31 protein-coding genes are annotated in these 25,530 nt (G+C 70.1%); 11 read left to right on the top strand and 20 right to left on the bottom strand.

The features are described 5' to 3' along the window. Window positions 1–21: 21 nt before the first annotated feature. Entirely contained in the window at window positions 22–1,440 is a 1,419-nt protein-coding gene (locus tag ACP4J3_RS00685) for an FAD-dependent oxidoreductase (RefSeq protein ID WP_426529164.1), read from the top strand. Here ACP4J3_RS00685 and ACP4J3_RS00680 read toward each other — a convergent pair. Both ACP4J3_RS00680 and ACP4J3_RS00675 read right to left on the bottom strand, forming a co-directional pair. Next, window positions 1,437–2,018: a Uma2 family endonuclease gene (locus ACP4J3_RS00680; RefSeq protein ID WP_426529162.1), complete on the bottom strand. Its 582-nt coding sequence runs from the start codon at window positions 2,016–2,018 to the stop codon at window positions 1,437–1,439. The genes ACP4J3_RS00685 and ACP4J3_RS00680 overlap by 4 nt on opposite strands. A 90-nt stretch (window positions 2,019–2,108) precedes the next feature. Continuing rightward, window positions 2,109–3,689 (bottom strand): acyl-CoA mutase large subunit family protein, encoded by a 1,581-nt coding sequence (locus tag ACP4J3_RS00675; protein ID WP_426529160.1) that lies wholly within the window; start codon window positions 3,687–3,689, stop codon window positions 2,109–2,111. 186 nt (window positions 3,690–3,875) lie between these two features. Here ACP4J3_RS00675 and ACP4J3_RS00670 point away from each other — a divergent pair, with 186 nt between their 5' ends. Next, window positions 3,876–4,694, top strand: a complete 819-nt coding sequence (locus tag ACP4J3_RS00670) for a L,D-transpeptidase family protein (RefSeq protein ID WP_426529158.1) — start codon at window positions 3,876–3,878, stop codon at window positions 4,692–4,694. Between the two features lie 200 nt (window positions 4,695–4,894). Here the strand turns inward: ACP4J3_RS00670 and ACP4J3_RS00665 are convergent, their stop codons facing one another. The 7 genes from ACP4J3_RS00665 to ACP4J3_RS00635 form a co-directional block, all read right to left on the bottom strand. Then, a complete protein-coding gene (locus ACP4J3_RS00665; protein WP_426529156.1) occupies window positions 4,895–5,947 on the bottom strand; it encodes a hypothetical protein in 1,053 nt (350 codons plus the stop codon). Further along, window positions 5,947–6,609 (bottom strand): RNA polymerase sigma factor, encoded by a 663-nt coding sequence (locus tag ACP4J3_RS00660; protein WP_426529154.1) that lies wholly within the window; start codon window positions 6,607–6,609, stop codon window positions 5,947–5,949. Before ACP4J3_RS00660 ends, ACP4J3_RS00665 begins: the two co-directional genes overlap by 1 nt. Window positions 6,610–7,039: 430 nt before the next feature. Further along, window positions 7,040–7,849, bottom strand: coding sequence for a hypothetical protein (locus tag ACP4J3_RS00655; protein WP_426529152.1), 810 nt, complete (start codon window positions 7,847–7,849; stop codon window positions 7,040–7,042). A 279-nt stretch (window positions 7,850–8,128) separates the two neighbouring features. After that, entirely contained in the window at window positions 8,129–8,749 is a 621-nt protein-coding gene (locus tag ACP4J3_RS00650) for an RNA polymerase sigma factor (protein WP_426529150.1), read from the bottom strand. A 119-nt stretch (window positions 8,750–8,868) separates the two neighbouring features. Beyond that, a complete protein-coding gene (locus ACP4J3_RS00645; RefSeq protein ID WP_426529148.1) occupies window positions 8,869–9,714 on the bottom strand; it encodes a hypothetical protein in 846 nt (281 codons plus the stop codon). Continuing rightward, window positions 9,711–10,142, bottom strand: a complete 432-nt coding sequence (locus ACP4J3_RS00640; RefSeq protein ID WP_426529146.1) for a hypothetical protein — start codon at window positions 10,140–10,142, stop codon at window positions 9,711–9,713. The genes ACP4J3_RS00645 and ACP4J3_RS00640 overlap by 4 nt, the downstream gene beginning before the upstream one ends. A 182-nt stretch (window positions 10,143–10,324) precedes the next feature. After that, window positions 10,325–11,263: a DUF3152 domain-containing protein gene (locus ACP4J3_RS00635; protein ID WP_426529144.1), complete on the bottom strand. Its 939-nt coding sequence runs from the start codon at window positions 11,261–11,263 to the stop codon at window positions 10,325–10,327. 273 nt (window positions 11,264–11,536) lie between these two features. Here ACP4J3_RS00635 and ACP4J3_RS00630 point away from each other — a divergent pair, with 273 nt between their 5' ends. The 5 genes from ACP4J3_RS00630 (at window position 11,537) to ACP4J3_RS00610 (ending at window position 17,122) form a co-directional block, all read left to right on the top strand. Continuing rightward, on the top strand, window positions 11,537–12,424 hold the full coding sequence (locus tag ACP4J3_RS00630; RefSeq protein ID WP_426529142.1) for a septum formation family protein: 888 nt from the start codon (window positions 11,537–11,539) through the stop codon (window positions 12,422–12,424). A 564-nt stretch (window positions 12,425–12,988) separates the two neighbouring features. Further along, entirely contained in the window at window positions 12,989–14,587 is a 1,599-nt protein-coding gene (locus tag ACP4J3_RS00625; protein WP_426529140.1) for a M48 family metallopeptidase, read from the top strand. A gap of 35 nt (window positions 14,588–14,622) precedes the next feature. Then, window positions 14,623–15,723, top strand: a complete 1,101-nt coding sequence (locus tag ACP4J3_RS00620) for a hypothetical protein (RefSeq protein ID WP_426529138.1) — start codon at window positions 14,623–14,625, stop codon at window positions 15,721–15,723. 245 nt (window positions 15,724–15,968) lie between these two features. Next, entirely contained in the window at window positions 15,969–16,691 is a 723-nt protein-coding gene (locus ACP4J3_RS00615; protein WP_426529136.1) for a hypothetical protein, read from the top strand. Window positions 16,692–16,702: 11 nt separating this feature from the next. After that, on the top strand, window positions 16,703–17,122 hold the full coding sequence (locus ACP4J3_RS00610; RefSeq protein ID WP_426529134.1) for a hypothetical protein: 420 nt from the start codon (window positions 16,703–16,705) through the stop codon (window positions 17,120–17,122). A gap of 83 nt (window positions 17,123–17,205) precedes the next feature. Here the strand turns inward: ACP4J3_RS00610 and ACP4J3_RS00605 are convergent, their stop codons facing one another. The 4 genes from ACP4J3_RS00605 to ACP4J3_RS00590 all read right to left on the bottom strand — a co-directional run bounded on the left by ACP4J3_RS00605 (window position 17,206) and on the right by ACP4J3_RS00590 (window position 18,730). Continuing rightward, window positions 17,206–17,580, bottom strand: coding sequence for a hypothetical protein (locus tag ACP4J3_RS00605; protein ID WP_426529132.1), 375 nt, complete (start codon window positions 17,578–17,580; stop codon window positions 17,206–17,208). Between the two features lie 171 nt (window positions 17,581–17,751). Further along, entirely contained in the window at window positions 17,752–18,201 is a 450-nt protein-coding gene (locus tag ACP4J3_RS00600) for a hypothetical protein (protein WP_426529130.1), read from the bottom strand. Then, a complete protein-coding gene (locus ACP4J3_RS00595; RefSeq protein ID WP_426529128.1) occupies window positions 18,198–18,512 on the bottom strand; it encodes a hypothetical protein in 315 nt (104 codons plus the stop codon). The genes ACP4J3_RS00600 and ACP4J3_RS00595 overlap by 4 nt, the downstream gene beginning before the upstream one ends. Before the next feature lie 47 nt (window positions 18,513–18,559). Continuing rightward, window positions 18,560–18,730 (bottom strand): hypothetical protein, encoded by a 171-nt coding sequence (locus ACP4J3_RS00590; RefSeq protein ID WP_426529126.1) that lies wholly within the window; start codon window positions 18,728–18,730, stop codon window positions 18,560–18,562. A gap of 237 nt (window positions 18,731–18,967) precedes the next feature. Between ACP4J3_RS00590 and ACP4J3_RS00585 the strand changes: the two genes are divergently transcribed. Continuing rightward, window positions 18,968–19,102, top strand: coding sequence for a hypothetical protein (locus tag ACP4J3_RS00585; RefSeq protein WP_426529124.1), 135 nt, complete (start codon window positions 18,968–18,970; stop codon window positions 19,100–19,102). Window positions 19,103–19,168: 66 nt separating this feature from the next. Here the strand turns inward: ACP4J3_RS00585 and ACP4J3_RS00580 are convergent, their stop codons facing one another. The 4 genes from ACP4J3_RS00580 to ACP4J3_RS00565 form a co-directional block, all read right to left on the bottom strand. Further along, entirely contained in the window at window positions 19,169–20,413 is a 1,245-nt protein-coding gene (locus tag ACP4J3_RS00580) for a DUF4241 domain-containing protein (RefSeq protein ID WP_426529122.1), read from the bottom strand. A 320-nt stretch (window positions 20,414–20,733) separates the two neighbouring features. Then, window positions 20,734–20,886: a hypothetical protein gene (locus ACP4J3_RS00575; protein WP_426529120.1), complete on the bottom strand. Its 153-nt coding sequence runs from the start codon at window positions 20,884–20,886 to the stop codon at window positions 20,734–20,736. Continuing rightward, entirely contained in the window at window positions 20,883–21,128 is a 246-nt protein-coding gene (locus tag ACP4J3_RS00570) for a hypothetical protein (protein WP_426529118.1), read from the bottom strand. Before ACP4J3_RS00570 ends, ACP4J3_RS00575 begins: the two co-directional genes overlap by 4 nt. Continuing rightward, entirely contained in the window at window positions 21,125–21,370 is a 246-nt protein-coding gene (locus tag ACP4J3_RS00565) for a hypothetical protein (RefSeq protein ID WP_426529116.1), read from the bottom strand. Before ACP4J3_RS00565 ends, ACP4J3_RS00570 begins: the two co-directional genes overlap by 4 nt. A 183-nt stretch (window positions 21,371–21,553) precedes the next feature. On the opposite strand from ACP4J3_RS00565, the gene ACP4J3_RS00560 reads away from it, so the two are divergent. The 3 genes from ACP4J3_RS00560 (at window position 21,554) to ACP4J3_RS00550 (ending at window position 23,411) form a co-directional block, all read left to right on the top strand. Next, a complete protein-coding gene (locus ACP4J3_RS00560) occupies window positions 21,554–22,396 on the top strand; it encodes a helix-turn-helix domain-containing protein (protein ID WP_426529762.1) in 843 nt (280 codons plus the stop codon). Continuing rightward, window positions 22,378–22,590 carry a DUF397 domain-containing protein gene (locus ACP4J3_RS00555; protein ID WP_426529114.1) on the top strand — a complete coding sequence of 71 codons (213 nt, stop codon included), beginning with the start codon at window positions 22,378–22,380 and terminating at the stop codon, window positions 22,588–22,590. The genes ACP4J3_RS00560 and ACP4J3_RS00555 overlap by 19 nt, the downstream gene beginning before the upstream one ends. A gap of 392 nt (window positions 22,591–22,982) precedes the next feature. Then, a complete protein-coding gene (locus ACP4J3_RS00550; RefSeq protein ID WP_426529112.1) occupies window positions 22,983–23,411 on the top strand; it encodes a hypothetical protein in 429 nt (142 codons plus the stop codon). Window positions 23,412–23,535: 124 nt separating this feature from the next. Here ACP4J3_RS00550 and ACP4J3_RS00545 read toward each other — a convergent pair whose 3' ends face one another. From ACP4J3_RS00545 to ACP4J3_RS00535, 3 genes are all read right to left on the bottom strand, one after another. Beyond that, window positions 23,536–24,324 (bottom strand): YcxB family protein, encoded by a 789-nt coding sequence (locus tag ACP4J3_RS00545; RefSeq protein ID WP_426529110.1) that lies wholly within the window; start codon window positions 24,322–24,324, stop codon window positions 23,536–23,538. Between the two features lie 86 nt (window positions 24,325–24,410). Next, entirely contained in the window at window positions 24,411–24,767 is a 357-nt protein-coding gene (locus ACP4J3_RS00540) for a hypothetical protein (RefSeq protein WP_426529108.1), read from the bottom strand. A 239-nt stretch (window positions 24,768–25,006) separates the two neighbouring features. Then, window positions 25,007–25,522, bottom strand: a complete 516-nt coding sequence (locus tag ACP4J3_RS00535; RefSeq protein ID WP_426529106.1) for an Imm21 family immunity protein — start codon at window positions 25,520–25,522, stop codon at window positions 25,007–25,009. Between the last annotated feature and the right edge of the window lie 8 nt (window positions 25,523–25,530).

The following is a 25,530-nucleotide window of genomic DNA, read 5'->3' as shown; positions in this document are numbered from 1 at the left end:
ACAACGTTAAGGGAGATTGGTATGAATCGGGATGATCTGTTTGTGGAAGTACTGATCGTGGGGGCGGGCCCGACCGGCCTCGCGCTCGGGATCGATCTCGCCCGCCGCCGGGTGGACGCGCTGGTGGTGGAGCGGGCCGAGGAACTGTTCCCGGGGTCGCGCGGCAAGGGGATCCAGCCGCGCACGATGGAGGTCTTCGACGATCTGGGCGTACTCGACGCGATCCGTGCGGCCGGCGGCAGCTATCCGGTCGGGATGATCTGGCAGGACGGGAAGCGGATGGGTGAGCACCAGATGTTCGACCCGGCCGAGGTGACCGAGGACTCGCCGTACGGCGAGCCGTGGATGGTCCCGCAGTGGCGGACGCAGGAGGTGCTGTACGCGCGACTGGAGGAGCTGGGCGGGAAGGTCGCCTTCGGCCGGGAGGCCACCGGGATCGCGCAGGACGAGGACGGGGTGAGCGTGGGCTTCGCGGACGGCGGGAGCATCCGCGCGCGGTACGTCGTCGCCGCGGACGGCGGCCGCTCGGCCGTGCGCCGGGCCCTCGGCATCGGCATGACCGGCGAGACGGTGGACCCGAGCCCGATGCTGGTGGCGGACGTCAGGATCACCGGCCTCGACCGGGACAACTGGCATCTCTTCCCGCCACGCGGGGAGGGTGAGGGCTTCCTCGCCGTCTGCCCGCTCGCGGGGACGGAGGACTTCCAGGTCGCGGCCCGGTTCGCGGAGGGGACGTCGGTGGACATCTCCCTGTCGGGCGTACGCAGGGTCGTCGGCGCGCGTTCCCATCTGGCGCCGGAGGACGTGACCGAGGTGCGGTGGGCCTCGAACTTCATGCCCCGGGCGGCCCTCGCGGACCGGTTCCGGGACGGGCGGGTGTTCCTCGCGGGGGACGCCGCGCACGTGCACTCACCGGCGGGCGGGCAGGGGCTCAACACCAGTGTGCAGGACGCCTACAACCTGGGGTGGAAGCTGGGGGCGGTGCTGCGGGACGGGGCGGGCGGGGCTCTGCTGGACACGTATGAGGAGGAGCGGCGGCCTGTCGCGGCGGGGGTGCTGGGGCTGTCGACGGGCGTGCATCGGGGGGAGGTGCGGCGCGGGGACGCTACGCGTCAACTGGGGCTGGGGTATAGGGAGTCGAGCCTGACTGTGGAGACGCGGGAGGTGGTGGCGGCGGCGGTTCGGGCCGGGGATCGGGCGCCGGATGGGGTGGTGGGTGGCGTGCGGCTGTTCGATGCGTTTCGGGGGCCGCACTGGACGGTGGTGGCGGTGGGTGTGGGGGTGCCTGGGGTGCCGGGGGCGGTGCGGGTGGTGCGAGGGGAGGCGCAGGAGTCGTACGGCTGCGGGGTGTTCGTCGTACGGCCGGACGGTTATGTGGGGTGGGCCGGGGACCAGGTGGCCGGACTGAGGGACTACCTGGTCCGGTTCGGGCTTCGCTAGTCGTCGCCGTCGAGGAGGGTGTCGACGGAGAGGTCGAGGGTGACGCCTACGGATTCGGGGATGGGGACGGTCTGGCCTCGCTTGTAGCGGAGGGGGGCGGGGTACTTGCCGTCGGCTGGGTCGGTGTAGAGGAGGACCTCGTCGTGATTTCGGTCGACGACGGCATAGACAGGGATGCCAGCTTCAGCGTAGACCTCGGGCTTGCTGAGCGTGTCGTTAGACCAGTTGGAGGAGGTCACCTCCAACACCATCCGGAAGACGTGGGGGGCGTAACAGTTCTTCCGGACGAGTGCGTCACCGATGTCAGCCTCGACGATCGACAAATCCGGAATCGCGTAATCCGCCGGCCCCGTCGGCAACCAGAGGCCGATACCAGGGCGAACCTTGAGACCGGCTTCCTTGGCCCCGGCCCGCCGGAACTCATAGCCGACCTCGAACACCGTTCCCTGATGCGGCTCATCCGGCGGCGGTGACACGATGAGGCTCCCTCGAATAATCTCCACGCGGTGTCCGGGCAGCCAGCTGGAGACACGGTCGGCGGCCTCAGCGATCGTCATCTCGCGCTCTATCACAGCCACGGCAACCTCCTTTCGGGAGCACTCTTCACGAGAGTAACCGGGAATGGGCGGACTCCGCCCATGATCACCCGTACGGAGTAATCGCCCAGCTCAGAACGCATCACTCGGCACATAACTCCCCCAAACCTCCCGCAACGCCCCGCACACCTCCCCCACAGTCGCCCGCCCCCGCAACGCCTCCTTCATCGGGTACAGCACGTTCTCCTCCCCCTCGGCCGCCTTCCTCAGCGCGGCCAGCGCCGCGTCCACCGCCCCCTGGTCCCGCTCCGCCCGCAGTCTCGCGAGCCGTTCCGCCTGCTGGGTCTCGATCGCCGGGTCGACGCGCAGCCGCTCGTACGGCTCCTCCTCGTCGAGCTGGAAGCGGTTGACGCCGACCACGACCCGCTCCCCGGAATCCGTCTCCTGGGCGATCCGGTACGCGCTGTGCTCGATCTCGTTCTTCTGGAAGCCGTGCTCGATGGCCGCGACCGCGCCGCCCAGATCCTCGACCCGCCGCATCAGGTCGACGGCCGCCTCCTCCACGTCGTCCGTCATCTTCTCGATGGCGTAGGAGCCGGCGAAGGGGTCGACGGTCGCCGTCACGTCCGTCTCGTACGCCAGTACCTGTTGGGTCCGCAGTGCCAGACGGGCCGACTTGTCCGTCGGCAGCGCGATCGCCTCGTCGAAGGCGTTGGTGTGCAGGGACTGCGTGCCGCCGAGCACCGCCGCCAGGCCCTGCACCGCGACCCGGACCAGGTTCACCTCCGGCTGCTGGGCCGTGAGCTGCACGCCGGCCGTCTGGGTGTGGAAGCGCAGCATCAGGGACTTGGGGTTCCTCGCGCCGAACTCCTCCCGCATCACCCGCGCCCAGATCCTGCGCGCCGCGCGGAACTTGGCGACCTCTTCGAGGAGCGTCGTACGGGCCACGAAGAAGAAGGACAGGCGGGGGGCGATGTCGTCGACGTCCATGCCCGCCGTGACCGCCGTACGGACGTACTCGATGCCGTCCGCGAGGGTGAAGGCGATCTCCTGCGCGGGGGACGCGCCCGCCTCGGCCATGTGGTAGCCGGAGATCGAGATCATGTTCCACTTCGGGATTTCGGCCCTGCAGTACTTGAAGATGTCCGCGGTCAGACGCAGAGAGGGCTTGGGCGGGAAGATGTACGTCCCGCGCGCGATGTACTCCTTGAGCACGTCGTTCTGGATCGTGCCGGTCAGCCGGTCGGCGCCGACGCCCTGCTCCTCCGCGACCAACTGGTAGAGCAGCAACAGCAGGGCCGCGGGGGCGTTGATCGTCATCGACGTCGACACCTTGTCCAGCGGGATCCCGCCGAACAGCACCCGCATGTCGTCGACCGAGTCGATCGCCACGCCCACCTTGCCGACCTCGCCGTGCGCGATCGGGGCGTCGGAGTCGTGGCCCATCTGGGTGGGCAGGTCGAAGGCGACCGACAGGCCCGTCGTGCCGTGCGCGATCAGATCGCGGTAGCGGGCGTTGGACTCCGTCGCCGTGCCGAAGCCGGCGTACTGGCGCATGGTCCACGGGCGGCCCGTGTACATGGAGGGATACACGCCACGGGTGAAGGGGTACGAGCCCGGCTCGCCCAGCTTCTCGGCCGGGTCCCAGTCGGTCAGCGCGTCCGGTCCGTAGACCGGCTCGATGGGCAGTCCGGACTCCGACTCGCGCGCCATGGTGGGTACCTCCCGCGTTGCCGTGGTCACCCCTCCCTGTGTCCCACGATGCCGCGTAGTTCGCGACCGGTCACGCGCGGGGAACATCTCAGGTGAGATCGGTGCGGTCGCCGGTCGCCGGTCGCTGGTGGCCGGTGGCCGGTGGCCGTGGTGAGACGACCGGGGGCGGGGATGCGTATCAGGGGCATGAGGAGAACGGCTGCGGTGTGCGCCTCGGGCGCCGTGCTCGCGGTGCTGTGCGGGTGCTCGGTGCAGGCCTCGGACGGCGAGCGGCACTCGCCGATCCGCATAGAGCTGCCGGACGGCACACCGTCCCCGAAGTCCGCGCCGCCCGACGCCAAGCCGAGCGCGACGCCGCCCCCGCCGGCGGCGCCCGCCGTGCTGTGGCAGCGCGGCGACACGGGCCGGGACGTGCGCGAGCTCCAGGCCAGGCTGCGGCAGATCGCCTGGCTCTTCGACGGGCCGACCGGGACGTACGACGACCTCACCGAGCGGGCGGTCAGGGGCTTCCAGGGCAAGCGCGGGCTGCCGAAGACGGGGAAGACCGACGAGGTCACCTGGCAGCGGCTGCTGAAGATGACGCGCGAGCCCGGCAAGTGGGATCTGTACCTGATGGGCGGGCAGCCCGCCGACGCGCCGGACGCGCGGTGTCTGGACGGCCGGGTGCTGTGCATCAGCAAGTCGAGCCGGACCCTGCGCTGGATGATCGACGGGCGGACGGTCGCGACGGTGCCGGTGCGGTTCGGGTCGGAGTACACACCGACCCGGGAGGGTGTGTTCAGCGTCTACTGGAAGTCGCGGCACCATGTGTCGACGCTCTATGACTCGCCGATGCCGTACGCGATGTTCTTCAGCGGCGGCCAGGCGGTGCACTACTCGTCCGACTTCGCGGCCAGGGGCTACGCGGGTGCCTCGCACGGCTGCGTCAACGTGGCGGACGAGCGGGCGATCTCGCAGATGTTCGCCCAGGTGCGGACCGGCGACAAGGTCGTCGTCCACTGGTGAGGGGCGGGATACGGAGATGGGGCGCGGGCGGGACCGGGGGAACGTGTCCCGCCCGCGCCGATGCACGAGCCGCAGGTACGGGGGGAACCCCGGCTCTGTGCGACGGCCGATGACCAGTCGGCTCACTCTCATCAGCGCCGCCGCGGCCGAAAACGTCACTCTCGCGCCGAAGAATTTTCCGCGAGTTATAAAATCGCAGGTCAGAGGCTTGCGGTGGGCGTGCGCGCAGGCTGCAGGGCGGTCACGGCCGAGTGGAGCCGCGCGGCGCCCTGCGTGCGGTGGCCGTCGCGGCCGTGCCGACCGCGCGGGTCACCCTCGTCCTCGTCGCCCCTGTGCCTGTCCCTGCCGCGGTCCTTGTCCTGGTCGTCGTCGCCCTGGTCGCGGCCCTTGTCCTGGCCGGCGTTGTCTTCACCGTCCCGCTGGGACCGGGACCGGGTGCTCTCGCCGGCGCCGCTCAGGACGTTCTTGCAGTACTTCCACACGCGTGCGGAGCTGCCCGCGGCGTTCTCCAGGGCGCGGCGGCGGTCGCCGGTCAGCGGCTTGCCGTCGCGGACGTCGCGGCAGGAGGCGGTGACGGCCTTCCACCAGCCGCCGGACTTCTCCCGGTTCCCGGAGGCGGAGTCGCGGTCCGTGGCCGAGCCGCCGGGTGCCGCCGTGTCCTCGGGGGCGCCGGGGCCGGCGGGGGCGCTCGAGCCGCCGTCGGGGGTGGGCTCGTCCTGCCCGCCGATCCCGGGGGACGGCGAGATGAGCGGGCGATCCGTCGGCGCCGGTGCCGAGACGGTGGCGGCCGGGCGGGCCGGTTCGTCGCGGTCGAACGGCGTCGGCAGGACTCCGGTTCCGGCCGCGACGGCGACACCGCCGACCATGCCGACGGCCAGCGCGGCGGCGAGACCGAGCCGTGCGGGACGGGCCCAGCGAGGGCGGCGGGCTGCGCGGGCCGGGCGGCCGAGGCGGACGAGGCCGGCGTCGGCGGCGTCGGAGTCGGGCGGTCCGGGGCGGTCGCCGACCGTGGCGGGAGCGTCCTGCGCGGTCCCCTCCCGGCCCTTGCGGGCGATGCGGAACGCGGCCAGCGCCGCGGCCTCTCCGGGGAGTTCCTCGCTGGTCGGCGGGGGTTCGGCGGTCAGCGCCTCAAGCGTCTTGGCCAGTCGTTCGGCCTGGTCGCGATCGGCCGCGTCGACAGCTTCCAGTGACTCTCCGCTCAGCAAACGCTCCGCCGTTTCGCGGTCCAGCCACCTGTTCAGCTCGTCGGCCATCACACATCCTTCTGCGTCCGCGAGCGCATATGCGTCACACTCGCGGACGTCACCGCACGGCCGCGCGGTTCTCGCTGGGGAGGCAGGGCGTCGAGCACCCCGGTCGATTCCGGATCGTCGCCGAGCAGCTCGGCGAGCCGCTTCAGGCCACGGTGCGCGGCCGTCCGTACGGCGCCCGGCCGCTTGCCCAGCGTCTCCGCGGCGGTCTTGGCGTCGAGGCCCACGACCACGCGCAGGACGACCGCCTCGGCCTGGTCCTGCGGCAGCCGCGCGATGAGGGAGAGGGTGCCGTCGGTGGCAAGAGCCTCGATGGCCTCGCCCGCGGTGTCGGACTCGGCGGCCTTCCCGGTCAGCTCCGTCTCGTCGCCGCCGATCGCGGGACGGCGGCCGCGCATGCGTATGTGGTCCAGCGCGCGGTTGCGGGCTATCCGCGCCGCCCAGCCGCGAAAGCGGTCCGCGTCCCCGCTGAACCGCTCCAGGTCACGCGCTATCTGCAGCCACGCCTCCGAGGCGACGTCCTCGGCGTCCGGGTCGCCGACCAGCGTCCGCACGTACCCGAGCAGCCGCGGGTGTACGGAGCGGTACACAGTCCGGAACGCGGTCTCGTCCCCGTCCTGTGCCGCAAGCACCGCGGCGGTCAGCTCCGCGTCGTCCCCGAGCACTCGATGCCCCTTATTTTGCGCCTAAACCGGCGCCGCTCTCGCGGACCGGGTTCTCGCCGTCGTGGTTCCTCGATCAATGGTTGCGGCTTCAAGACCGCAGGTCGTGCGGTGGCCTGGTCGCCTCCGCCGTCGGCGCGAAAGGCACGTTACGGCCTGAAACCGCCGCTCGTCCATGTCCGTACAACATGCAACTACCCGGGAACCCCCGGAGTGTCCGCGCAGGTGTGACAGAAAACGCAGCCATGACGCTGTAGAGAGTACGGGCCGCCGCGCGGCCCGTGCCGCGCGACGGCCGGGGCCTCTCCTGTGGGGGGTGGCGGCCCCGGCCGTTGCCTCGGCGCAGGGTTCGCGGCCCGACGGGTGAGTACATCGGGGCGTGCGAGGGTGGTCGTTCCCTCAGGTCATCCCCTCAGGTCATTCCCTCTGGAACTCAGTTCTTCCTGGTGTTCTCGGGAGCATTGTCGGCCTGGTTGCCCTGGTCACCCTGGTCGCCGCGCGCGCCGTTGTCCGCGCCGCTCTCCGCGTTGTCCGCGCCGCTCTGTGCGTTGTCCGCGCCGCTCTCCGCGTTGTCCGCGCCGCTCTGTGCGTTGCCGGCGCCGCCGCTGTCCCCGTTGCCGGCGCCGTTCGTCGCGCCCGCCGCGCCGCCGCCCGGTGTGGCGGCCTGGCTCGGCCTGCTCGTCGCCGCTCGGGCGAGCTGCTCGGCGCAGTACGCGGCCACCTTGTCCTCGCCGCCCGCCGCCGTGACGAGCCGCTGCCAGGCCGTGGCGTCCAGGGCCTTGCCCTGGCCCTTGACCTGGTCGTAGGCACGGCACCTGGCCTCGGTGTCCTGGGCGGTGTCCGGACGGCCGGGCTGCTCGGCGGCGGACCCGGCGGAGGACGCCTCGGCGGTCGGCCGACCGGGAGCGCTGCTGGACGGGGTGGGCCCGCCCTCGCCGTCGGACTCGCCCGAGGAGCCGGTCGAGCCGATCGCCGCGAACGCGACCCCGCCCAGCGTGAGGCTCGCGAGGATCAGGGAGAGCGTGGTCCGCACCGACAGCGCCAGCCGCCGCTCGCGGGGCCGCCAGTCGTCCCGGCGCCGGGTGCGCGCCGCCTGGTGTGCGCCCGAGTCCCGGGCCGCCCGGAACGCGGCCACCGCCCGCTGCTCGCCCTCGCTGTCCACGCGGTGCCCGCGCAGTACGGCGGCGGCGAGCAGCGCCTCCAGCTCGGCGTCGTCCAGTGCGAGGGCGGGGCCGGACGCCATGCCGTCAGGGTGCACACGCCGACGGCCGGTGGACCCACCGCCGCTCTGCCGTTCACCCATGTCCGTTTCCCGTTCCTGTCCGACCTGATCTGTATGCATCTTGTGCGCGACACGTCATGCACATGCCGTACGCGATCCACGTGACGTACCTGACCGCGCAGACCCGCACGCTCGTAGAGCCTGTACGTCCTTCACGCCCCGTACGACTCACCGCGTACACGGTTCCACCTCACCGAGGCGCCGATGTGCCGCCCCGGTCACCGCCGTCACGCTCACTGTTCATTTCGATTCCCCCAGCGTCCTGGGGCCGTCATCCGTCACACCTTCGGCGCCGAGCTGCTTGGCCAGGCGCTTCAGGCCCCGGTACGCGGCCGTGCGCACCGCGCCCGGGCGCTTGCCCAGGACGCGGGCCGCGGACCGTGCGTCGAGGCCGACGACCACCCGCAGCAGCACCGCCTCGGCCTGGTCCCGCGGCAGCCCGCGTACCAGGTCCAGGGCGGCGTCGGTGGAGATCGACTCCAGCGCCTGGTCGTACGTGCTGTGCGGACCGGGCAGGTCCAGCAGTACGTCCTGCTCCAGCGGCGCCGGCCGCGGCCGTACCTTCTGCCGGCGCAGATGGTCCAGCGCCCGGTGCCGGGCGATGGTCGCGCTCCAGCCCCGGAACCCGGCCCCGTCGCCCTTGAACCGGCCGAGGTCCCGGGCGATCTCCAGCCAGGCGTCCGAGGCCACGTCCTCCGCGTCCTCCCCGACCAGCCCGCGCAGGTAGCCGAGCAGGGCGGGCTGCACCAGCCGGTACGCGACCGCGAACGCGGCCTCGTCACCTTCCTGAGCCCGCGCGACGGCCGCGCCCAATTCCCCGTCGTGATCGCGCACGCGGCGGGGTTTCCCTCCCTGGCCCAAGAACTGTCCTCGTCCGTACCGGTTCGTGGCGAATCCACACCCTGCGATGTGGCCACCGCTGCCCACGTTCCTCCACGGTCAACAGCGCCGATCCGCACGGAAGTGTCACAGGGCGGCCATCACTCCACGCCCTCCGGCGGCACGACGGCCTCCCCGGACGGCCCCGAGGTCCGCTCGGTCACGTCCTGGCCGTAGCGGATGGCCCCGCTCCCGTACGGGATGCGGAAGACGCACCGGAAGGTGTGCGAAGTGACCTGATACGTCGAGGGGTCGAGGACGAGCGACTCCTCGGCGCGCTCCACCGTGATCCCGCTCTCCGGCGCGGTGACACCGGCCGCGCGCAACTGCTCCAGGGTCGGGGCGAGTTCCCGCAGGGCCTTGCGTACGACGGCCTGGTCACGTACGGCGGTCAGCGCGGCGGGCGTCGTACGCACGCGCAGTTCGACCCGCCGGTCCGACACGGCGAGGGAGACCGCGTCGCCGTAGTCGCCGAACGCGTCCAGCGCGGCGACCGGATCCTCGACCTTGTCCGCGATCTCCGGGTCGGACAGGGGCCCGTGCCGCCAGGCGGCGTCGCCCTCCTTGACGTACCCGGTGCCGTCGACGACGTAGATCTCCTCGGACCTGGTCACGCCCTTGCTGCTGCGGATGCTGCCGGTGGAGTGCAGCGCCCACGGGTCGCCGGTGGTCCGGTGCACCCGCGCCGAGTAGGTCGCGCCGCTCTTCTGCCCACGCAGGAGCAGTTCCTCGCTCCCGCGCACGGTGAACCGCCAGCCGTCCTCCGCGGCCATCGCCGCCTCGGCCAGGGCGAGGAAGTCGGCGGGGGTCTCGGGAGCGGGCTCGGGCTCGGCGGCGGGTGCGGCGGACGGGTGGCTCGGCCCGGAGGGCGGCGCGTGGTCCGTCGAGCATCCCGTGAGTGCGACGGAGACGGCGAACACGGTCATCGCGACGAGGCGCCTTCTCATGCCACGGCCCTCCGCGCCCGCCCGTGCAGGGTCAGATAGAAGGCGTGCAGCGACTCCCCGGGGCCGCCGGCGTCGAAGCGGTTGTGGACCTTGCCCAGCGGATTCCAGCGCCGCCCGTCCGGCATGCGCACCCCGACCGGCTGGCCGAAGTAGGCGCGCTGGTCGGCGTCGAACTCCTCCCACACCGCCCCCGCGCGGCGCACCAGCACCTCACCGACGTACGCCCCGAGACCGAACAGCGTCTCGCGCGCCCGCTCCCGGTCGGCGCCGCCCTTGCGCAGCCCGTCGATCAGGAAGTCGACGATGCGCAGGCTGGCCACGGAGTAGTCCAGCGGCAAACGGTTGCGTGCGGTGACGCGGGCGACGAAGGCCGCCGCGTACGGGCGCATCTCTCGTGCGCGCGGGGCGCGCCTGTCCACTGTGCTCATGGGTCCCCACCCATTCAGTCGGTCAGCGGCAGGACTCCCACCGGTCCTCCCGCTGACCCAGCGGACGTCACGTCATGAGCATCACGGGTACCGGGCGTGTTCATTCGCACACGGTGAAGTCACCGAACTCGTACAACCTTTCGGCGCCTGGCGCGTCCGCGAGGCACCGCATGTGCCGTATCTCAGGGAACGGCGGGCCCGCCCAGGTAGCGGCCGTCGCGATCGTAGGGCCAGGCGTTGGCGACACAGCCGTCGAGGCCCTTGATCTGCTGCATCATCGCGGGGGCCGGCCGTCCCGGGCCCGGGCAGCCCTCGTGGCCGTGGCCGATGCGGTGGCCGACCTCGTGGTTGATGATCAGCGCGCGGTACTCCCCGATGGGCCCGTCGAACTCCGGCGAACCCAGCACCCACCGCTTGAGGTTGACCACGACATCCGTGCCCACGCTGCAGTTGACCTCACCGCGCGTCAGCAGCCCCGCGGCTCCGCAGATGCGGTCCACCGTGCCGGGGGTGGCGATCTTCACGACGAAGTCGTACGACCCGGAGCTGACGAGCTGAAAGGAGTTCACGCCGTCGCGGGTCCAGCCCCGCCGGTCGGCGAGCACCGCGGAGATCTCCTCGGCGGCCGCGCTCGCGGAGACATCGATGCCGCCCTCGACCATCACCTTGTAGCGCCGGACGCGACCGCCGGTGCCGACGGCCGACCCGTCGGCCTGTGCGGTGGTGAAGGTGCCGGGGCCGGTGGCCGGGATGTCGATGGTGCCGGTCGTGGGCGACGGGGAGTTGGAGGGGGTCGGGGAGGGAGAGGGTGAGGACGAGGGCGAGGCGCTGGGGCTCTCGGAGGGGCGGCCGGTGCTCGGCTCCGCGGCGGGCGGGGCGTCGGCCTCGGCGGTGGGCGCCTCCAGCATGTCCCCCGCGTTGTCGGCGACTGCCCGGTCGTCGGCACGGCCGCCGTGCCAGTACGCGACGGCGGCCCCGGATGCGAGCATCACGGCGGTGAGGGCGACACCGGCCAGACCGGTCCGCGCGAGGCCGCGGCGGCCACGGAGCCGGCTCCGGCCTTCGACGCCCCCCGACCGAGGCCACTGCGGACGTATCGGCTTCTTGACGTGCTGCCCCATTGGCGGAATGTCCCCCCGTATCAGCGGTCGTGCGTGTCATCGGTTGCGAGCCCCCTCAACCAGGCAAGACGGCTAACAGGCGGGGTTCGTTCAGGTCAACTCACCGGACAAAGCGCCGTATTCGGGCTCATCCGCAGCGAGATGGCGCCAACTTCGTACAACTGCCCGTGGGGTACAACCATTGCGGCTCACCGCGGGTCGGAGAGGTCGGAGCGAATGGATACGATGCGCACGCCATCCCCCATAAAGTTCTCATAAGAGGATGTACACGCCATGGCAAGCCGTACCCCGCATCGCCCCTTTCGCGGTATATCTGCCGTAGTCGCCCTGCTCGCGATCGGCGCGGTGGGGTGCTCGACGGTCTCGGACGCGGTCGACAGCACCAAGGAGGGCGCCAAGAAGGTGGCCCGCCAGCGCTCGGTGTTCTCACTGGAAGTCGGGGACTGCTTCAACCCGAACACCAAGGGCGAGGGCGAGGAGTTGCTCGTCGAGATCGTGCCCTGCGAGGAGTCCCACACGGGTCAGGTCGCGGCCGACTTCAAGATCACCGGGGAGAAGAGCTACCCCGGTGACGAGGAGGTCTCGGCGATCGCCGACGAGCGCTGCCCGGTCGAGGCGGCGAAGTTCGCCCCGGACACCTGGGCGCTGCCCAAGGGGGTCGAGGTCTTCTACTACCACCCGACCGCGGAGAGCTGGGCGACCGGCGACCGCGCCGTGAGCTGCACCTACGCCAAGGAATCGGGCAAGTTCAGCGGCTCGCTGAACACCGCGAAGACCTTGAAGCCCGAGCAGATCACGTTCCTGAAGGGTTCGAACGGCGTCTACGACGCCCTGTGGGCGAACCAGCCCGAGAAGGACGACGCCGCGGAGGACCTGCCCGGCTACAAGGCGCAGGCCAAGGCCGTCGCGGCCGCCCTCGACACGCACCTCAAGGGCCTGAAGGGCATCGACGGCACGGAGGTCGGCAAGCTCCGCGAGCAGCTTGCGAAGACGGCCGGGCACTGGAAGAAGGCCGCGAACGCCGCCGACGCCGACGCGTTCTACATCGCCTACGACTCGGCCTTCTCCGGCATCGACCCGAACAAGACGGTCGCAGCCCGCAAGGAACTGGGCCTGGCCACCACCGTCCCGGCCGACGACGCGGAGGTGTGGGCGGCCTGACACTGACTGGAGGCGTGCCCGCGTCCGCCGACGACGCGGCCACGCCTCATCGTTGGCCGGCCGCCTCCTCTCCCGGCGCCCCGGACATGCTGGTGGCGGCCGAAGCACCACGCTCCGGGACGCCGGCCCGGCCTGGGCACCGGACAGCAGCAAGAGGGTTGAGTCCACCCTCACGCTGCAGGCCCCGAGTCCGTCCCGCACCGACCGCGCGGACACCGCGGGCTGAGTGGGCTACGTCGTCCGCTACGCGGGCGACGCGAAGCACACCGCGGCCAGCGCCGCGGTCAACATCCAGGTCTCGCAGCGCCTCCTTTCCGGACCTTCCCGCCAGCCGGCCCCGGTCCCGCGGGGAGCGCGGGTCCTCGTCGTCGGTCCACCCGTGGTGGCCGTCCGGACCCGGCTGCGCCGGGGATCGGCTTTGCGGTTTGGCCCGGTCTGCCATCGGTTTGTGCGTATCGACCGCTATGCGAAAGCGCTTGCCGCCACATCCGGCGGTGGGTCATACTCCCGCCCGCATCCCCCACACCGCTTTCCGCACCACACCCTGGGGGAGTTCTGCCCGCAATGGGAGCCACTCTGGGAGCCACGCGCGCTCTCGTCCTGCTCGCCGGTTTCTACCTGCTCGGTTTCATCCTGCTCGGCGCCCTCGTCGCCATCGACTGGGCCGCCGCGCAGTCCACCACCGGCACCGCCTACCTCAAGATCTGGATCGTGTCCGCCCTCCTCGCGTTCCCCATCGTGCAGGGCATGTTCACGTTGCGCGCGCCGCGCAGCGAGGACCCGGGCGGGGTACGGGTGACCGACCAGGAGGAGCCCGAGCTGTGGGCCCTCGTGCGCTCGCTGGCCGAGCAGACCGGGACCCGCGCACCCGATGAGATCCATCTGGTGGCCGAGGTCAACGCGGCCGTCTCGGAGGACGCCCGGCTGCTCGGGCTGCGGCCCGGCAAACGGCGGCTGCTCATCGGCCTGCCGCTGATGACCGGGCTCAGCGAGCCGCAGTTGACGGCCGTCCTGGCCCATGAGTTCGGCCATTACAGCAACCACGACACCCGGCTCTCCGCGATCAACCGACGCGGCTGGACCCAGGTGACCCGCACCGTCGCCGCGCTCCATGAGCGCTCCGCCAAGAAGGCCGCCAAGGAGCAGGCACGGCTGGAGAAGAAGGAGGCCAGGCGGGTGGCCAAGGGCAAGGAGGCCCGGGAGGTCGACTCCGGCTTCGCGGGCTTGAGCTACCGGCTCGCGGCCGTGCCCTTCAAGGCGTACGGACACCTCTACATCCGCGGCATGCTCGGCACCATGCGGCAGCAGGAGTACGCCGCCGACCTCGCCGCCGCCCGGATCGCGGGCCGCGACGCCACCTCGTCGGCGCTCCGCGAGATCCCGGTACTCGACGCGGCATTCGGCTTCTACATGCAGTCGTACGCGACCCTCGGCACCAGCGCCGGGATGCTGCCGCCACCCGGAGAGGTCTTCGGCGGCCTGCGTCATCTGCTCGCCGCGCGTGCCGGAGAGCTGGCGGAGATGCGCAGGTCGGTGCCGAGGGAGGAGCCTTCCGCATACGACTCCCACCCGCCGATCGCCGACCGGATCGCCCGCATCGAGCAACTGCCCTACGACGGACGGGGCCTGGCCGGCGCGCGCCCGGCGCTGGCCCTGCTCACCGACCCGGCCCGCGCCTTCGTCGAGGTCGAGCACGCGGCGCTGTCGCCCGCGGCGCGGCAGCTACGGCGGGCCGCGGACTGGCCACAGCTGGTGCACGCGTCGATGGCACAGTACGCGGCCGAGTCCGCCGAACCGTTCCGGCAGGCCGTGCGTGACGTGCACGGTGGCGACGGCTCACTCCAGGCCACGCTGGACGCGATCGACGCGGGCCGACTGTGGCAGATGGCCGAGCGGCTGCCCACGTCGGAGGAGGCCGCGAGCGCGACGGGCCGGGCGGCGCGGGAGTTCGCCCGCCCGGGAATCCGTACGGCACTGTCCGGCTTGGTCTCCGATGAGCTGGTACGACGCGGCTGGGCGCACTGGGAGCTGTCCTGGACCGAGTCCGCGAAGCTGCGTATGCCCGATGGCTACGAGGAGTGGCTGAAGTCCGCGCTGGACGCGGCCGTCGCCGACGTACCGGACACACGTGCGCTGCGCCAACTGTTGACTCCCGCCCACTGATCGCCTACTGATCGCCTGCTACTCAAGGAAGGTCCATGGACCGCGTCATCCCGATCGTCGGAATCCTCATCGCTGTTTGGTTCGGGTACCGCAGGTGGAGATCCTCAACCGAGCGCGTCCGCGACCGAGACCTGGCGAAGGCCGCCGCCCAACTGGGCTTTCTGCCCGCCGAGCAGCTCGACACCGAGCGCTCCGCCGCCCCCGACCCACGGGTCGAGGTCGTTCTGGAGGCCGTACGAGCGGGGAACTGGCAGGCGGGTGCGGCGTATCTGGCCGAGGCGGGCCGCGACTGGCAGGAGCGTGACCGCCGCTCCAGCCTGCTGGCCGGCGAGGCGGCGAAGGACGACTCCTGGCTGCTTGCCTGGCGTACCGCCCATCCGCAGGACCCCGGCGCGGCCCTGGTGCACGCCGAGTCGCTCATCGACCTGGCCTGGGAGATCCGCGGCTCGCAGACGGCGCGGCACACCACCGAGGAGCAGTTCGCGGGCTTCCACCGGGTGCTGGAACAGGCACACGGGGCCTGCAAGGAGGCGCAGACGCTCGGTGGCGACGACGACCCCTGCCCATACATCGTAGAGATCCCCCTGGCCATGGGCCTCGGCTATCCGCACGCCGCCTTCGAGGCGCTCTGGGCCGAGATCGACAAGCGCGACCCGTACCACCTGGCCGCCCACACCGCCGCCCTCCAGTACTGGTGCGCCAAGTGGGGCGGCTCGCACGAACTGGCGCTGTCCTTCGCACAGGCCGGGGCCGCGAAGGGTGCCCCCGGCGGGCTGCTGAGCGTGCTGCCGCTGTACGCGTACTTCGAGTACGAGATCGCGCACGACGACCTCGACCAGGACGAATACTACAAGCGCCCGGAGATCGTCGCCGCCGTGGACGCGGCACTGGCCGACGTCGCGATGGCGGCCGCGACGAACCCGCACGATCCGCGAATCCCACCGGTGCGCCACATCCTGGCGAGCCTGTTGTTCTGGCAGGACCGATACGAGGCGGCGGTCGAGCAGTTCCGCCTGGTGGACGGCTACATCGGCGCCGAACCCTGGTCGTACGCGGGAAGCGACCATGCCGAGAACTATGTCCGCGCCCGCGACTACAGCGCCGCCCAGGTCCTTCAGTCGCGCGGCGCACGGTGACACCACGCCGTTGCCACGCGGCCTTCGGACACGGGCCGGCGGCGCGTTGATGTCAGTGGCTCGGGATACGGTGCGCGGTGATGGGCCGGACGGAGATCGTGAGGGACTCGCGGCCATGGGGGGTGGGTAGGAAGGTCCCCGGCATCCAGCCCGGGACTGGAATGGGTATCCGTGTCCCCACCCCCCAGCTCCGCCGTCGGCCCGCCGAAGGACCGAGCCCTCTCCGTAACACCGACAGACTCGGCATGGACGTGTCCAAGTACATCGCCTGCGCCGTGGCCAGAGAGAACGCCGAGCAGGACATGATCAACGCCCGGTTCGCCTCCATGGACGCCGAGAACGCGGCGATGGAGGCCGCCGCCCCGCCCGAGGACTGGGCGCCGCCCACGGAACAGGAGATCGAGGCGGCAGGAACGGGGATCACGGCAGCCCTTGCCGCACTACACCGTCAGCGAGGAAACGCCGCGCGACGGTCTTCCTCTACGACAAGGGGCATGCTCATCGCCCTGGAGGACCACAGGAACCGGGAGGCCGCGGCCTTCCATGCCTGGCTCGCCCGGCAAGAGCACCCGCCGATCATTCCTCTCGGGGTCCTGGCACAGGCCTGGCGCCCTCGCCCGTGGAATCCCTTGGGAGCCGTCGTCCGGGAAAGCGTGGTGTTCGGCACCCCGGCCGCCATCGCGGGAAACTGCGCCACCTGCGCCGCCGGTCACCTGACGAGTGATGCACAGCGCACGGGAGCCCTGACAGGGAAGGCGTCACTACCGGAGAAGAAGCGACCGGACGCGGTAGACGCCATGGCGGTGGTCATCGCCTCCCGGCATCCCGAGTCGATCATTCTGACGTCTGAACCCGACGACCTGACCGCCTACCGTGACGCCCTCGATGAAGGCGCGGGACTCCCGCTGATCCTTCCCGTGGATTCTGTCGGCCTGTTTGCACGCGGGGAAACCAAGGCGCTTCGTTAGGGTCGTCACACATGGACCGGTTCATCGATATGGTCGGCAAGCCCGACATCACGCGAGAACGCCGAAGCCCCGCGTCACCACCCGATCCGGGCAAGTTCGGAAGAGCTTATTTATCGCCGGGTGAGGACGGACCATTGGTCCAGCCGTCACCAGATCCCAATGAGCAAGGTGACTGCAGCGATCACCCAAAAGGAGCCGCCTATACGAAATACGATTACCCGGGCAGGGGTGGCTGCCTCCCCCTGACTCTTGAAGTAGACGTAATCAATGACCCCCCTGAAGTTGGTCAGGACCAGAAGGCCAACCACCAGCATGAAGGGGGCGAAGCCCATCCTGACAATGATGTCGTCACTGAATTTCGCTGCAAGGTTCATTTTCGCCCGTTCGTGAGGTCTCAAAACGCTGGGCGGCATCCTTCAGGCGTCAGCTGAACAAGCCGGCGACGGCATCCTTGCTCATGCCGCCAGCGCCGGTGAAATTGTATCCGATGGAGACTTCCAGTTCTGCACCGTATTCAACCCCTCCGCGAGCCGCCCAAACTTTCTTCCCCTTGCTTCCCCTTGGAATTTTCCGCGCCGATCCCGAACTCAATGCCTACGTTCACGCCGACACCCCAGGCTGCCAGCAGGTTGATTTCCACGCTGCCGCCAATGGTAGGTAAGTCGACGCCGACCGACTCAGTCCGATTAAGGACGAATTCCCCGCTCGGTAGCTGCGCGACGATCAGACAGGTCGAGGCGTTCCCTCCGACCACGAACCCGCAGCCGCCACCGGCGCACAGGCCCACAGTCTTGACCCCACCGGTGTACTTGACCAAGGCTTCGTAGACCTCCTTGGCAGCCATGTTGCCGGCGCCACCGCTGTCGCTGATCGCCTTCCTGAGGAGCACCCAGTATCACCACCGGTCACGACGTCTCGACGACGCCCGTCGACTGGTCGCCCGACGTGCAGCGCAAGGCCTACGCCACCGAATACGGCCTGCGCGTCGTCGACGCGGCGACCGGCACCAGCACCGTTGTTCGGAACCGGCCTTCACGTCTTCCCGGGCCGACGCCCACGGTCACACCCGCATCGGGATGACGGACTCAGCTCCAGGCAGTTGCCTCAGATATGCCGCGATGTCGTCGGGATCGGACGTGGCGACCAGTGCCGCGCCGACCTGCAGGGCGGTGAGCGCGACGAGTCCGTCCACCGGGTCGGGCTTCTTCCGGGCGGGCAGGTCGGCCCGGCCGATCAGTTCTCCGACGCGCCGCCACTCCCTGTCGGTGTAGCAGCACACCACGGCGCACTCCTTGAGTGCGCGTGCGAGGCGGGCCTGGCTCGCACCGCCTCGCCACGCCTGCGCGACGACGGGTGCGGGAACGACAGGAAGGCCGTTCCTGCCGAACTCACGGTGCCGGGCCACGGCGAGTCCCGGATTCTTCTCCGCGAGGGCGATGAGCATGCCCGCGTCGTAGACGACATCACCGAGCGAGTCGAGGTCCGGGCAGGTCGGACACCCCAAGTTCACGCGACGGCACCCCTGCGACGCGCGGCCGACTCAGCACGGGCAGCGGCGATCTCCGCCTGGATCCGGGCGACCTCCCCCTCGTCGACCCCGCCCTCGGGCGGCCAGTCGAGCTCCTCCGCCTCCGCCTCGGCCGCCTCGATCGCGGCATCGATGCCGACGAAGGACTCCGCGAGCCGCGCCAGCCGTACCGCCTCCTTGCGCCCCGCCATGACCAGGAACGCCGACACGTCCAGGCCGTTCTCCGCCGCGACAGCCCTGATGAGTTCGGCATCACCGGGGTCGAGGCTGATGGAGATACGGGTCTTCGCCATACCAGGAAGGTAACACGCCGTATTACGACAATCCACACCCTCACCGATCACAGCGCCACCTCCCCTCGCAGAGCAGCACGAACAGCCGCCGCACCCCGTACGACGGCCTGCGCGGCCCGATCCGCAGGGACCGAACCCGCTTCCGCGCCGGCCCGCGCACGGCGGCAGTCCCGGCACAGGCGCTCGTCGGCGACCGGCTGGCCGAGCTCTTCGGTCATGGCGCCTTCGACGGCTTCCTCCAACTCTCCGTACCCGATGCGCCATGCAAGAGCGCCGACATCGTCCGGCACACCGAGTGGCTGGCCGAATGGGCCCGGGCGCACGGCAACAGGCTGTGGGAGCCGTACACCCTGTTCCCGGCTTCCGGCGGGCTGCTCGAGTGGGCCGGTTCCGAGCAGGCCGACCAGTTCTACTGGCTCACCGAGGGCCCCGACCCGGACAAGTGGCCTGTCGTCATGTCGGAGGAGTTCCCAGACTCGTGGCAGCGATTCGACGGCTCGACCGCCGAGTTCATCCACCGCATGCTCACCGACCCGCACCACCCCTTCTCGACCGCCCGTTACTTCGACGTCCACTGGTTCCAGAGCTAGGAGAGCTTCGAAGCAAACGACGACTGAGCTGCTGGCTGTGCCCCCCACGAGTCCTGCCTGAGTCCGCTACGAGTCATGCTGGGATCGGTTCGGCAGCAGCTCCTGATGGCGCAGGATCAGCATGTCAGCGACGAGACACGTGACCTCGCCGTCGGTGTCCCGGCCGATCCACACCGGGTAGCAGCCGTCTCCCATGCCGCTCGGGTAGACGATGAGGTTGCCCCCGGACTCCGGGTCGTCCAGGACCAGGATGCCGTCGGCGCTGTCGTCGTACGGGACGGTGTTCTCGCCGCCGGTGAGCCTGCCGGCCGCCGCGGCGTCGACGAAGCAGCCGGTGCCGGTGTCCACGCCGAAGCCGTAGAACTCGTCCTCCCGCAGTGTCCGCGGGTCCTCACCGGGACGCAGCGCCATCTCCCAATGGGCGGTGGGTTTGTCTGAGATGAGGATGCGCGCACCGGTGACATCCTCCATGCGCAGCGGCTTTCCCCAGTGCTCGCTCGGGCAGGCCGCGGTCGCGATCTGCATGCGGTAGCGGCCGGGCGGTACGGCCACCGTGAACGGCTCGCCGGGATGCAGCCAGCCCGGATCGCAGGCGACGATCCGGCCGGTCGGCAGCCGTAGCGTCCCGGTGTCGATGACACGCACGACATACGGGCCGGTGGCGTGGTCGTCCGGCGGGGAGAACCGGGTGCCGGGCGTGAACATCTCGTCGAGGTGGCGAGGGCGCAGAGGGCTGGGCGGACGCCACCCGGGGGCGGTGGCATGACCGTGCTCCCGGTTTTCCGCCGGACCGCGTTGGTTCGGACTCTCCTCCACTGCCTCCGGTGCCTCCGGTGCGTCCCGCAAGGAGACACCCGACAGACGCCCTTCGGTCGCCATGGCCACCGCCCACGCCCAGTCTCCGAATGTTCGAGCCGGCTCCCAGCGCCGCTCGTCCGGAACATCGGCCAGGGTGTGCAGTGAGCCGCCCCCGATCCCCTTCGGCTCGGAGACCTTCCGGCCCCGGCCGTCCGGGTAGAGGTCGACCAGGACGCGCCCCGCGCGGTCCGCGAACTCCGCCATGTCCTCGGTGTCGTATCGCCACTGAGCGATGTGGCGGAGGAAGAGCCGACCGGCTTCCAGGCGGCGCAGGTCGAGCTCGCGGGTGCGGCGGCCCTGGTCGTCGTACGCCCACACGCCCAGGTAGCCGTGCGCCCATGCGATATTGAGGACGGCGACCGGCTGGGGGCGCCCTCGCTCGCGCAACACGACCGCGTAGGGCTCGCCAGCGGCGTCCCGGCTCGCGGCGCACTCCCGGCTGATGGGTCCCATAACCGTACGGGAGGCGACGTCTCAGTCCTCCCCGTACGTCACGTCAATGATCACGCTGATCTCAGCGTCGAGGAGCGCGGACATGTCACAGCGGTGTTCGCGTTTTCCGACCACGTGGCGCATCGGCGCGCAGGCGAACCGCGGCGCCGAAAGTTGCCCGGACGGCGCGGTGCTCGGGCGGCACGCCCGGGCCACGGCCGACCTCGCCGGTGCCGCGGCTGCGCAGAGTGGCCGGATTCGGCGGTGTCGGCGCCGACGAGGGCCATGCATCGCGGTCACTTCGAGTGACGGCGATGATGTGTAGCCGAGAGGCCGAGCCCTCACAGGTAGAGCTGTCGCTCGCAGTCCCGGCAGTGGGTCTTGCCGTCACGCTGCTCGATCTGCCGGTGCTCGCACGGCTGGTAGCCGGCCGCTACGTCTTCCCGGCCCTCCAGTTCTTCCCGCTCGGCAGAGCTGTGGTGACCGACGCTCACGCCGTGCCCCCGCTCGCCCGCAGCACCGCGTAGTCGCCGAAGTTCCGCCGGTAGCGCAGGTGCCGGGTCTCCTGCGTGTGCTTGCGCTGCCACTCCTCGACGGGCGCGGGATGACCGTACGTACCGGACCGCGCCCCGCACTCGGTCTCGTCGCCGGACACGCAGCGGGCCTCGTACTCGGGCTCCGCGGTGCGGTCCTGCTCGATGGTGAACGGGACGTAGCGGAACACACGCCGGGTCACCGTGCCGCTCCCCCGCCGGTTCCCTTCTCGATGACGGCCGCCAACTCCCGTGCCAGGGGCGGGGAACAGCGTCCCAGCTCGATGAGGGGGCGAGGGTTCACATCGGCGTAGGTGTTCGTGTCCACCCTCAGGGAGGGGAGCTGGAGCCCGGCGCGTTCGAGGGCGGACGCGAGGGCGTCCCGGCCCTCTTCGGCGTCTCTGATCGTGTCGGCCGCCGCCGTCCGGTGCCGCTCCGTCGTCATGGTCCGCCCTTTCCGCCGTTCACCCACGCGGAGTGAACTGCCTGGATTACGCTGCGTGTTCTGGCCATTACGAGCATGGCTTACGAGCGGGACCGGAACGCCGTGGACGAGTCCACCTTCGTCGCCCTTCGGCTTACTTCCACACCTGCCACGGCCTTCTTCCAGGGACGACGGAGGAGCGCGATGCCGCCGAGAAGGGTGATCACGGGACGCAGCCAGGAACCACGCCGACGGTACGCGGAGGAACTCCGGTTACTGCGCACGGCCAAGGGCGAGAGCCTGCGTGAGCTGGCCAAGGTGGTGGGCTGGGACGCGTCGCTGTTCGGGAAGCTGGAGAGCGGGGCGACGCTGGGGAGCCCGGAGGTCGCCGAGGCGCTGGATCGGCATTACGGGACGCCGGGGTTGTTGTTGGCGTTGTGGGAGCTGGCGGTGGCGGATCCGACGCAGTTCAAGGAGCGGTACCGGCGGTACATGCTGCTGGAGAGCGAGGCGGTGAATCTGTGGCACTTCGGGGTGAGCACGATTCACGGCCTGCTCCAGACAGAGGCGTACGCGTACGAGGTGCTCGCACTGGGTGGCGCCAAGGGCAAGGAGCTGGACCAGCAGGTCGAGGCGCGCACGGGTCGGCGGAAACTGCTGGAAGGGGAGGACGCGCCACCATTCCGCGCCCTTCTCGCCGAGGCGGTGCTACGCACCCCACTGCGAGATGGCGAGGCATGGCGCGAACAGTTGGAGTACTTGCTGGAGGTGTCGGAGCGCCCGAACATCACGCTTCAGGTACTGCCGCACACTTCCGGCCTGCACGGACTGGTGAGCACAGACGTGATGTTCCTGCGACTGCTGGACGGCGCTACGGTGGCATACGCGGAGAACGCGCACCGCGGCGAACTGATCGAAGAAAACGCCTCTGTTGAGCGGCTGCAACGTACGTACGATGCAATGCGCGACCAGGCGCTGAACCCGGCCGAGTCGCGGAAGTTCATCACGCGAATGTTGGAGGAAGTGCCGTGCGAGCCATCGACCTGACGGACGTGACGTGGCGTAAGAGCAGCTACAGCAACCCGGACGGCGGCGCGTGCATCGAGGTCGCCGACAACCTCCCCGCCATCGTCCCCGTCCGTGACAGCAAGACGGCCCCCGACGGCCCAGCCCTCGTCTTCAAGGCCGGCCCCTGGTCGTCGTTCGTCACCGCCGTCAAGGACGGCGGACTGCCCGCCTGAACTCACACTCGTCCGGTTCGGCCTCCTACGTGGCGGGCTCGCCACCGCCATGGCCCTCGCGGCCGTCGGAGGCCACGTCTGTGAGCACGTGCATTGTCAGTGCGGTGCGCTTCACTGTCCGCCATGGAGCTCACGCAATCGACCGTCAGCGACCTGCTGGCCCAACTCGGGCCCGGGAGCAGCTACATGTACCTGCCCAGCGACCTGGACCTGCAGGACCTGCAGGACCTGATCGACCTGCTCGGCAGCAGGTACGGCGCACCGCGCACCCTCGTCCTCGACGGCTTCACCGATCCGACGGTCGACGAGTCCAGAGGCGCCCCTCTCCTCGGCCCCTTCGAGGGCAAGTGCCGGAACCCTTGGCGGTCGCTCAGGACGAGGACGTCGACTAGGTGGAGCGGCTCAAGCGGATCACTTGCTGGACACAGCCCGCCCAGCGGCCGGACGTGGACTGGACGCGGATGGAGTCGCGCCTGGGCACTGCGCTGCCGAGTGACTACAAGCGCATGGTCGAGACGTTCGGAGAGGGTGCCTTCGACGGATTCCTGGGGCTGTACCAGGAGCCGTGGACACATCTCAGGGAGGACGGCCTGCTCATCTGGGCGGGCACGGAACACGAAAACCTGTATTGCTGGAGGGCCAACGGCGACGACCCCGATCGCTGGACCGTCGTGATCCGGTCCTTCGACGGCGAGGACCTCCCCTTCGACTGCCAGGCCGCGGAGTTCGTCTGCCGCATCCTCACCGACCCGCACCACCCGTTCACGATGGCCCACTATTTCGATACCCACTGGTTCATGAACTACCGGGAGAGCGGCTGAGCCGCCGCCAACGCCATCCCCAGCCCGCTTGGCGGCGCCTTCGGGGAACAGGGCAGGAAATAGCGGTAGGCGTCAGGTGATGGGCCCCGGCACCAGACCCTGTACCGCCTCCGGCGCCTGGTCCTTAGAGGTCGTAGCAGACGTAGGTGCCCTCGGGCCCGCGGGCGATCTGGTCCGAGCCCCAACAGTGGAGCATCGGTCCGACGCGGTACAGGGCGGCGCCACCGGCCAGCAGGACAAGGACGGCGAGCACCGCGGTCACGATCCGCATGGCCGTCATCCGCCGTACGAGCCACCAAGCCCCGGCGACCGCAAGCACCCCCAGCCCCAGCATGACGGCCGATATCGGGGCGTTGTTGTTCTGGATCCCGGGAAAGCGGTCCGGGTGCGAGGCATGGTGGACGGCGGCGAAGGCGAAAAAGAACAGCAGCAGCCCCAGCAGCAACAGTCCGACGGAGCCGGCCCCACGGCCGACGGCCCGGCCCCGGCTCCGCGGCCTTCCGGGCGCCTCGGCGTCGTCCGCGCACACGAGCCGCCGGTCGAGGACCGCCCGCAGCCGGTCCACCTCCTCCGGGCCCGCCACGGCCCGCTTGGGCAGGACGACGAAGCCGACGGCGGACTTGTCGGCGCTGAGAAGCACGAACAACTCCGGGGTCTCGACATAGCGCGAGTAGAGGTGCCAGTCGAAGCTGGCCGAGCTGTGCGCGGTGGTGAGCCGGACCCCGGTGTCGTCGACCGTCCCGCAGGTGTCTCCCTGCCGTTCGGCGAGCCGGTGGAGGTGGCGCGCCTGCAACCGCGGCACCGCAGTCATGAAGGCGGCGAAGACCACCACCCCCGCATACAGCGGCCATGGTGTGTCCCGGTGGCCGGAGCCAGCCGCCGACAACAGGGCGCCGACGGTCGTGACCGCCACCGTCCAGACCAGCGCACGGCGCTGAAAGCGTCCTGCTCCGGTGCTTCTCGCGCGTGCCCGCAGCGCGGACGCCAATTCGCCAACGGTCAGCCGGTAGGCCAGCTCCACTGGTCTCTCGGCGACCGCGTCCGTTTCCAGGCCCTCGGCCATATCTTGCTCGGCTTGGCCTTGCCGTCCTTTCCGTCGGGGTCGACGGTGAGGGTGACCAGGTGCTTCACACCGTCACCGGTGATGGTGTCGGTGACCTGGCGGGCCTGGAGGTTGCCGGTCTCCGGGTCGGAGGCCAGGACGTACTCGCCCTCCTTGAGGCCCTCGATGTTCTTCGTGGACCCGTCGGCCATCAGCACCTTGGTGCCCGGGACGAAGCTGTTCTTCTTGCAGCTCTTCCGCTTGACCTGGTCCTTGACGTTCCGGCCGAGCGCGCAGGTCCGTGCAAATAACACCGAAAGAGCTCCGCGTAGGAAATTTCGGCGCTTGGGTTGCCTCAATGAAATTACGTTGATCCGCTCCATTGAAGGAGAGGAGCAGCCCTGAGTTCATGTAGTGATCGATCAAGGGTTGATCAGTGGACGATCAGGGGTTCGCCGGAACGACCGGTAGTCACCAAGACGATTCCGGAGCGCGCTCCGGAGAGCCAAGAGAATACGGAAAGCCCCGCCAAGGACTAGCGGGGCTTCCCTACTCAATGACTACGCTCAGCCGACTGGATCACTCGATCAAATTTGTGGACTCTTGCGCACGTACCGGTGTCCGACTCGATGTCCGCGGTCCTCAGTTGATAGACCGCCGGCTCGATATTCACCAGCAGAAGTTCGTCTGCGCGAGCCTCTGCTCCAGGCAGAGCCGCATCGAACACGGCTAGCGGACCCGTCACGTTCACCACCGGACCGTCCACCCAGTTGTCCACATCGTCGATACCCCCGCGCACGACCTCGATGAATCGAGCATCGCTGGAGGCCGAGATCCATTGAACAATGGCACAGAACTCCTCCATAAAAGCGGTCGGGGCAGGGATATCGCCGATCACCAGCGCCAGCCCGGAGTCCGGAGTCTCTCCAAAACTCACCAGCCCGGCGTAGTCTTCGACCTCACAGGCGGATTCGTAATCAGAGTTCGCGTAGCCGCCCCAGAGGTTTCTCAGCGATTCCTCCACGACAATCATCGGCCCGCCCTCCGACTCGACCCATGTGAGGTCCATGGTGTCCT

This window comes from Streptomyces sp. UG1 (assembly GCF_049974585.1).
Classification (GTDB): domain Bacteria; phylum Actinomycetota; class Actinomycetes; order Streptomycetales; family Streptomycetaceae; genus Streptomyces.
The sequence above is the reverse complement of the archived record's forward strand: the minus strand, read 5'-3'. Positions and strand labels throughout refer to the sequence as shown.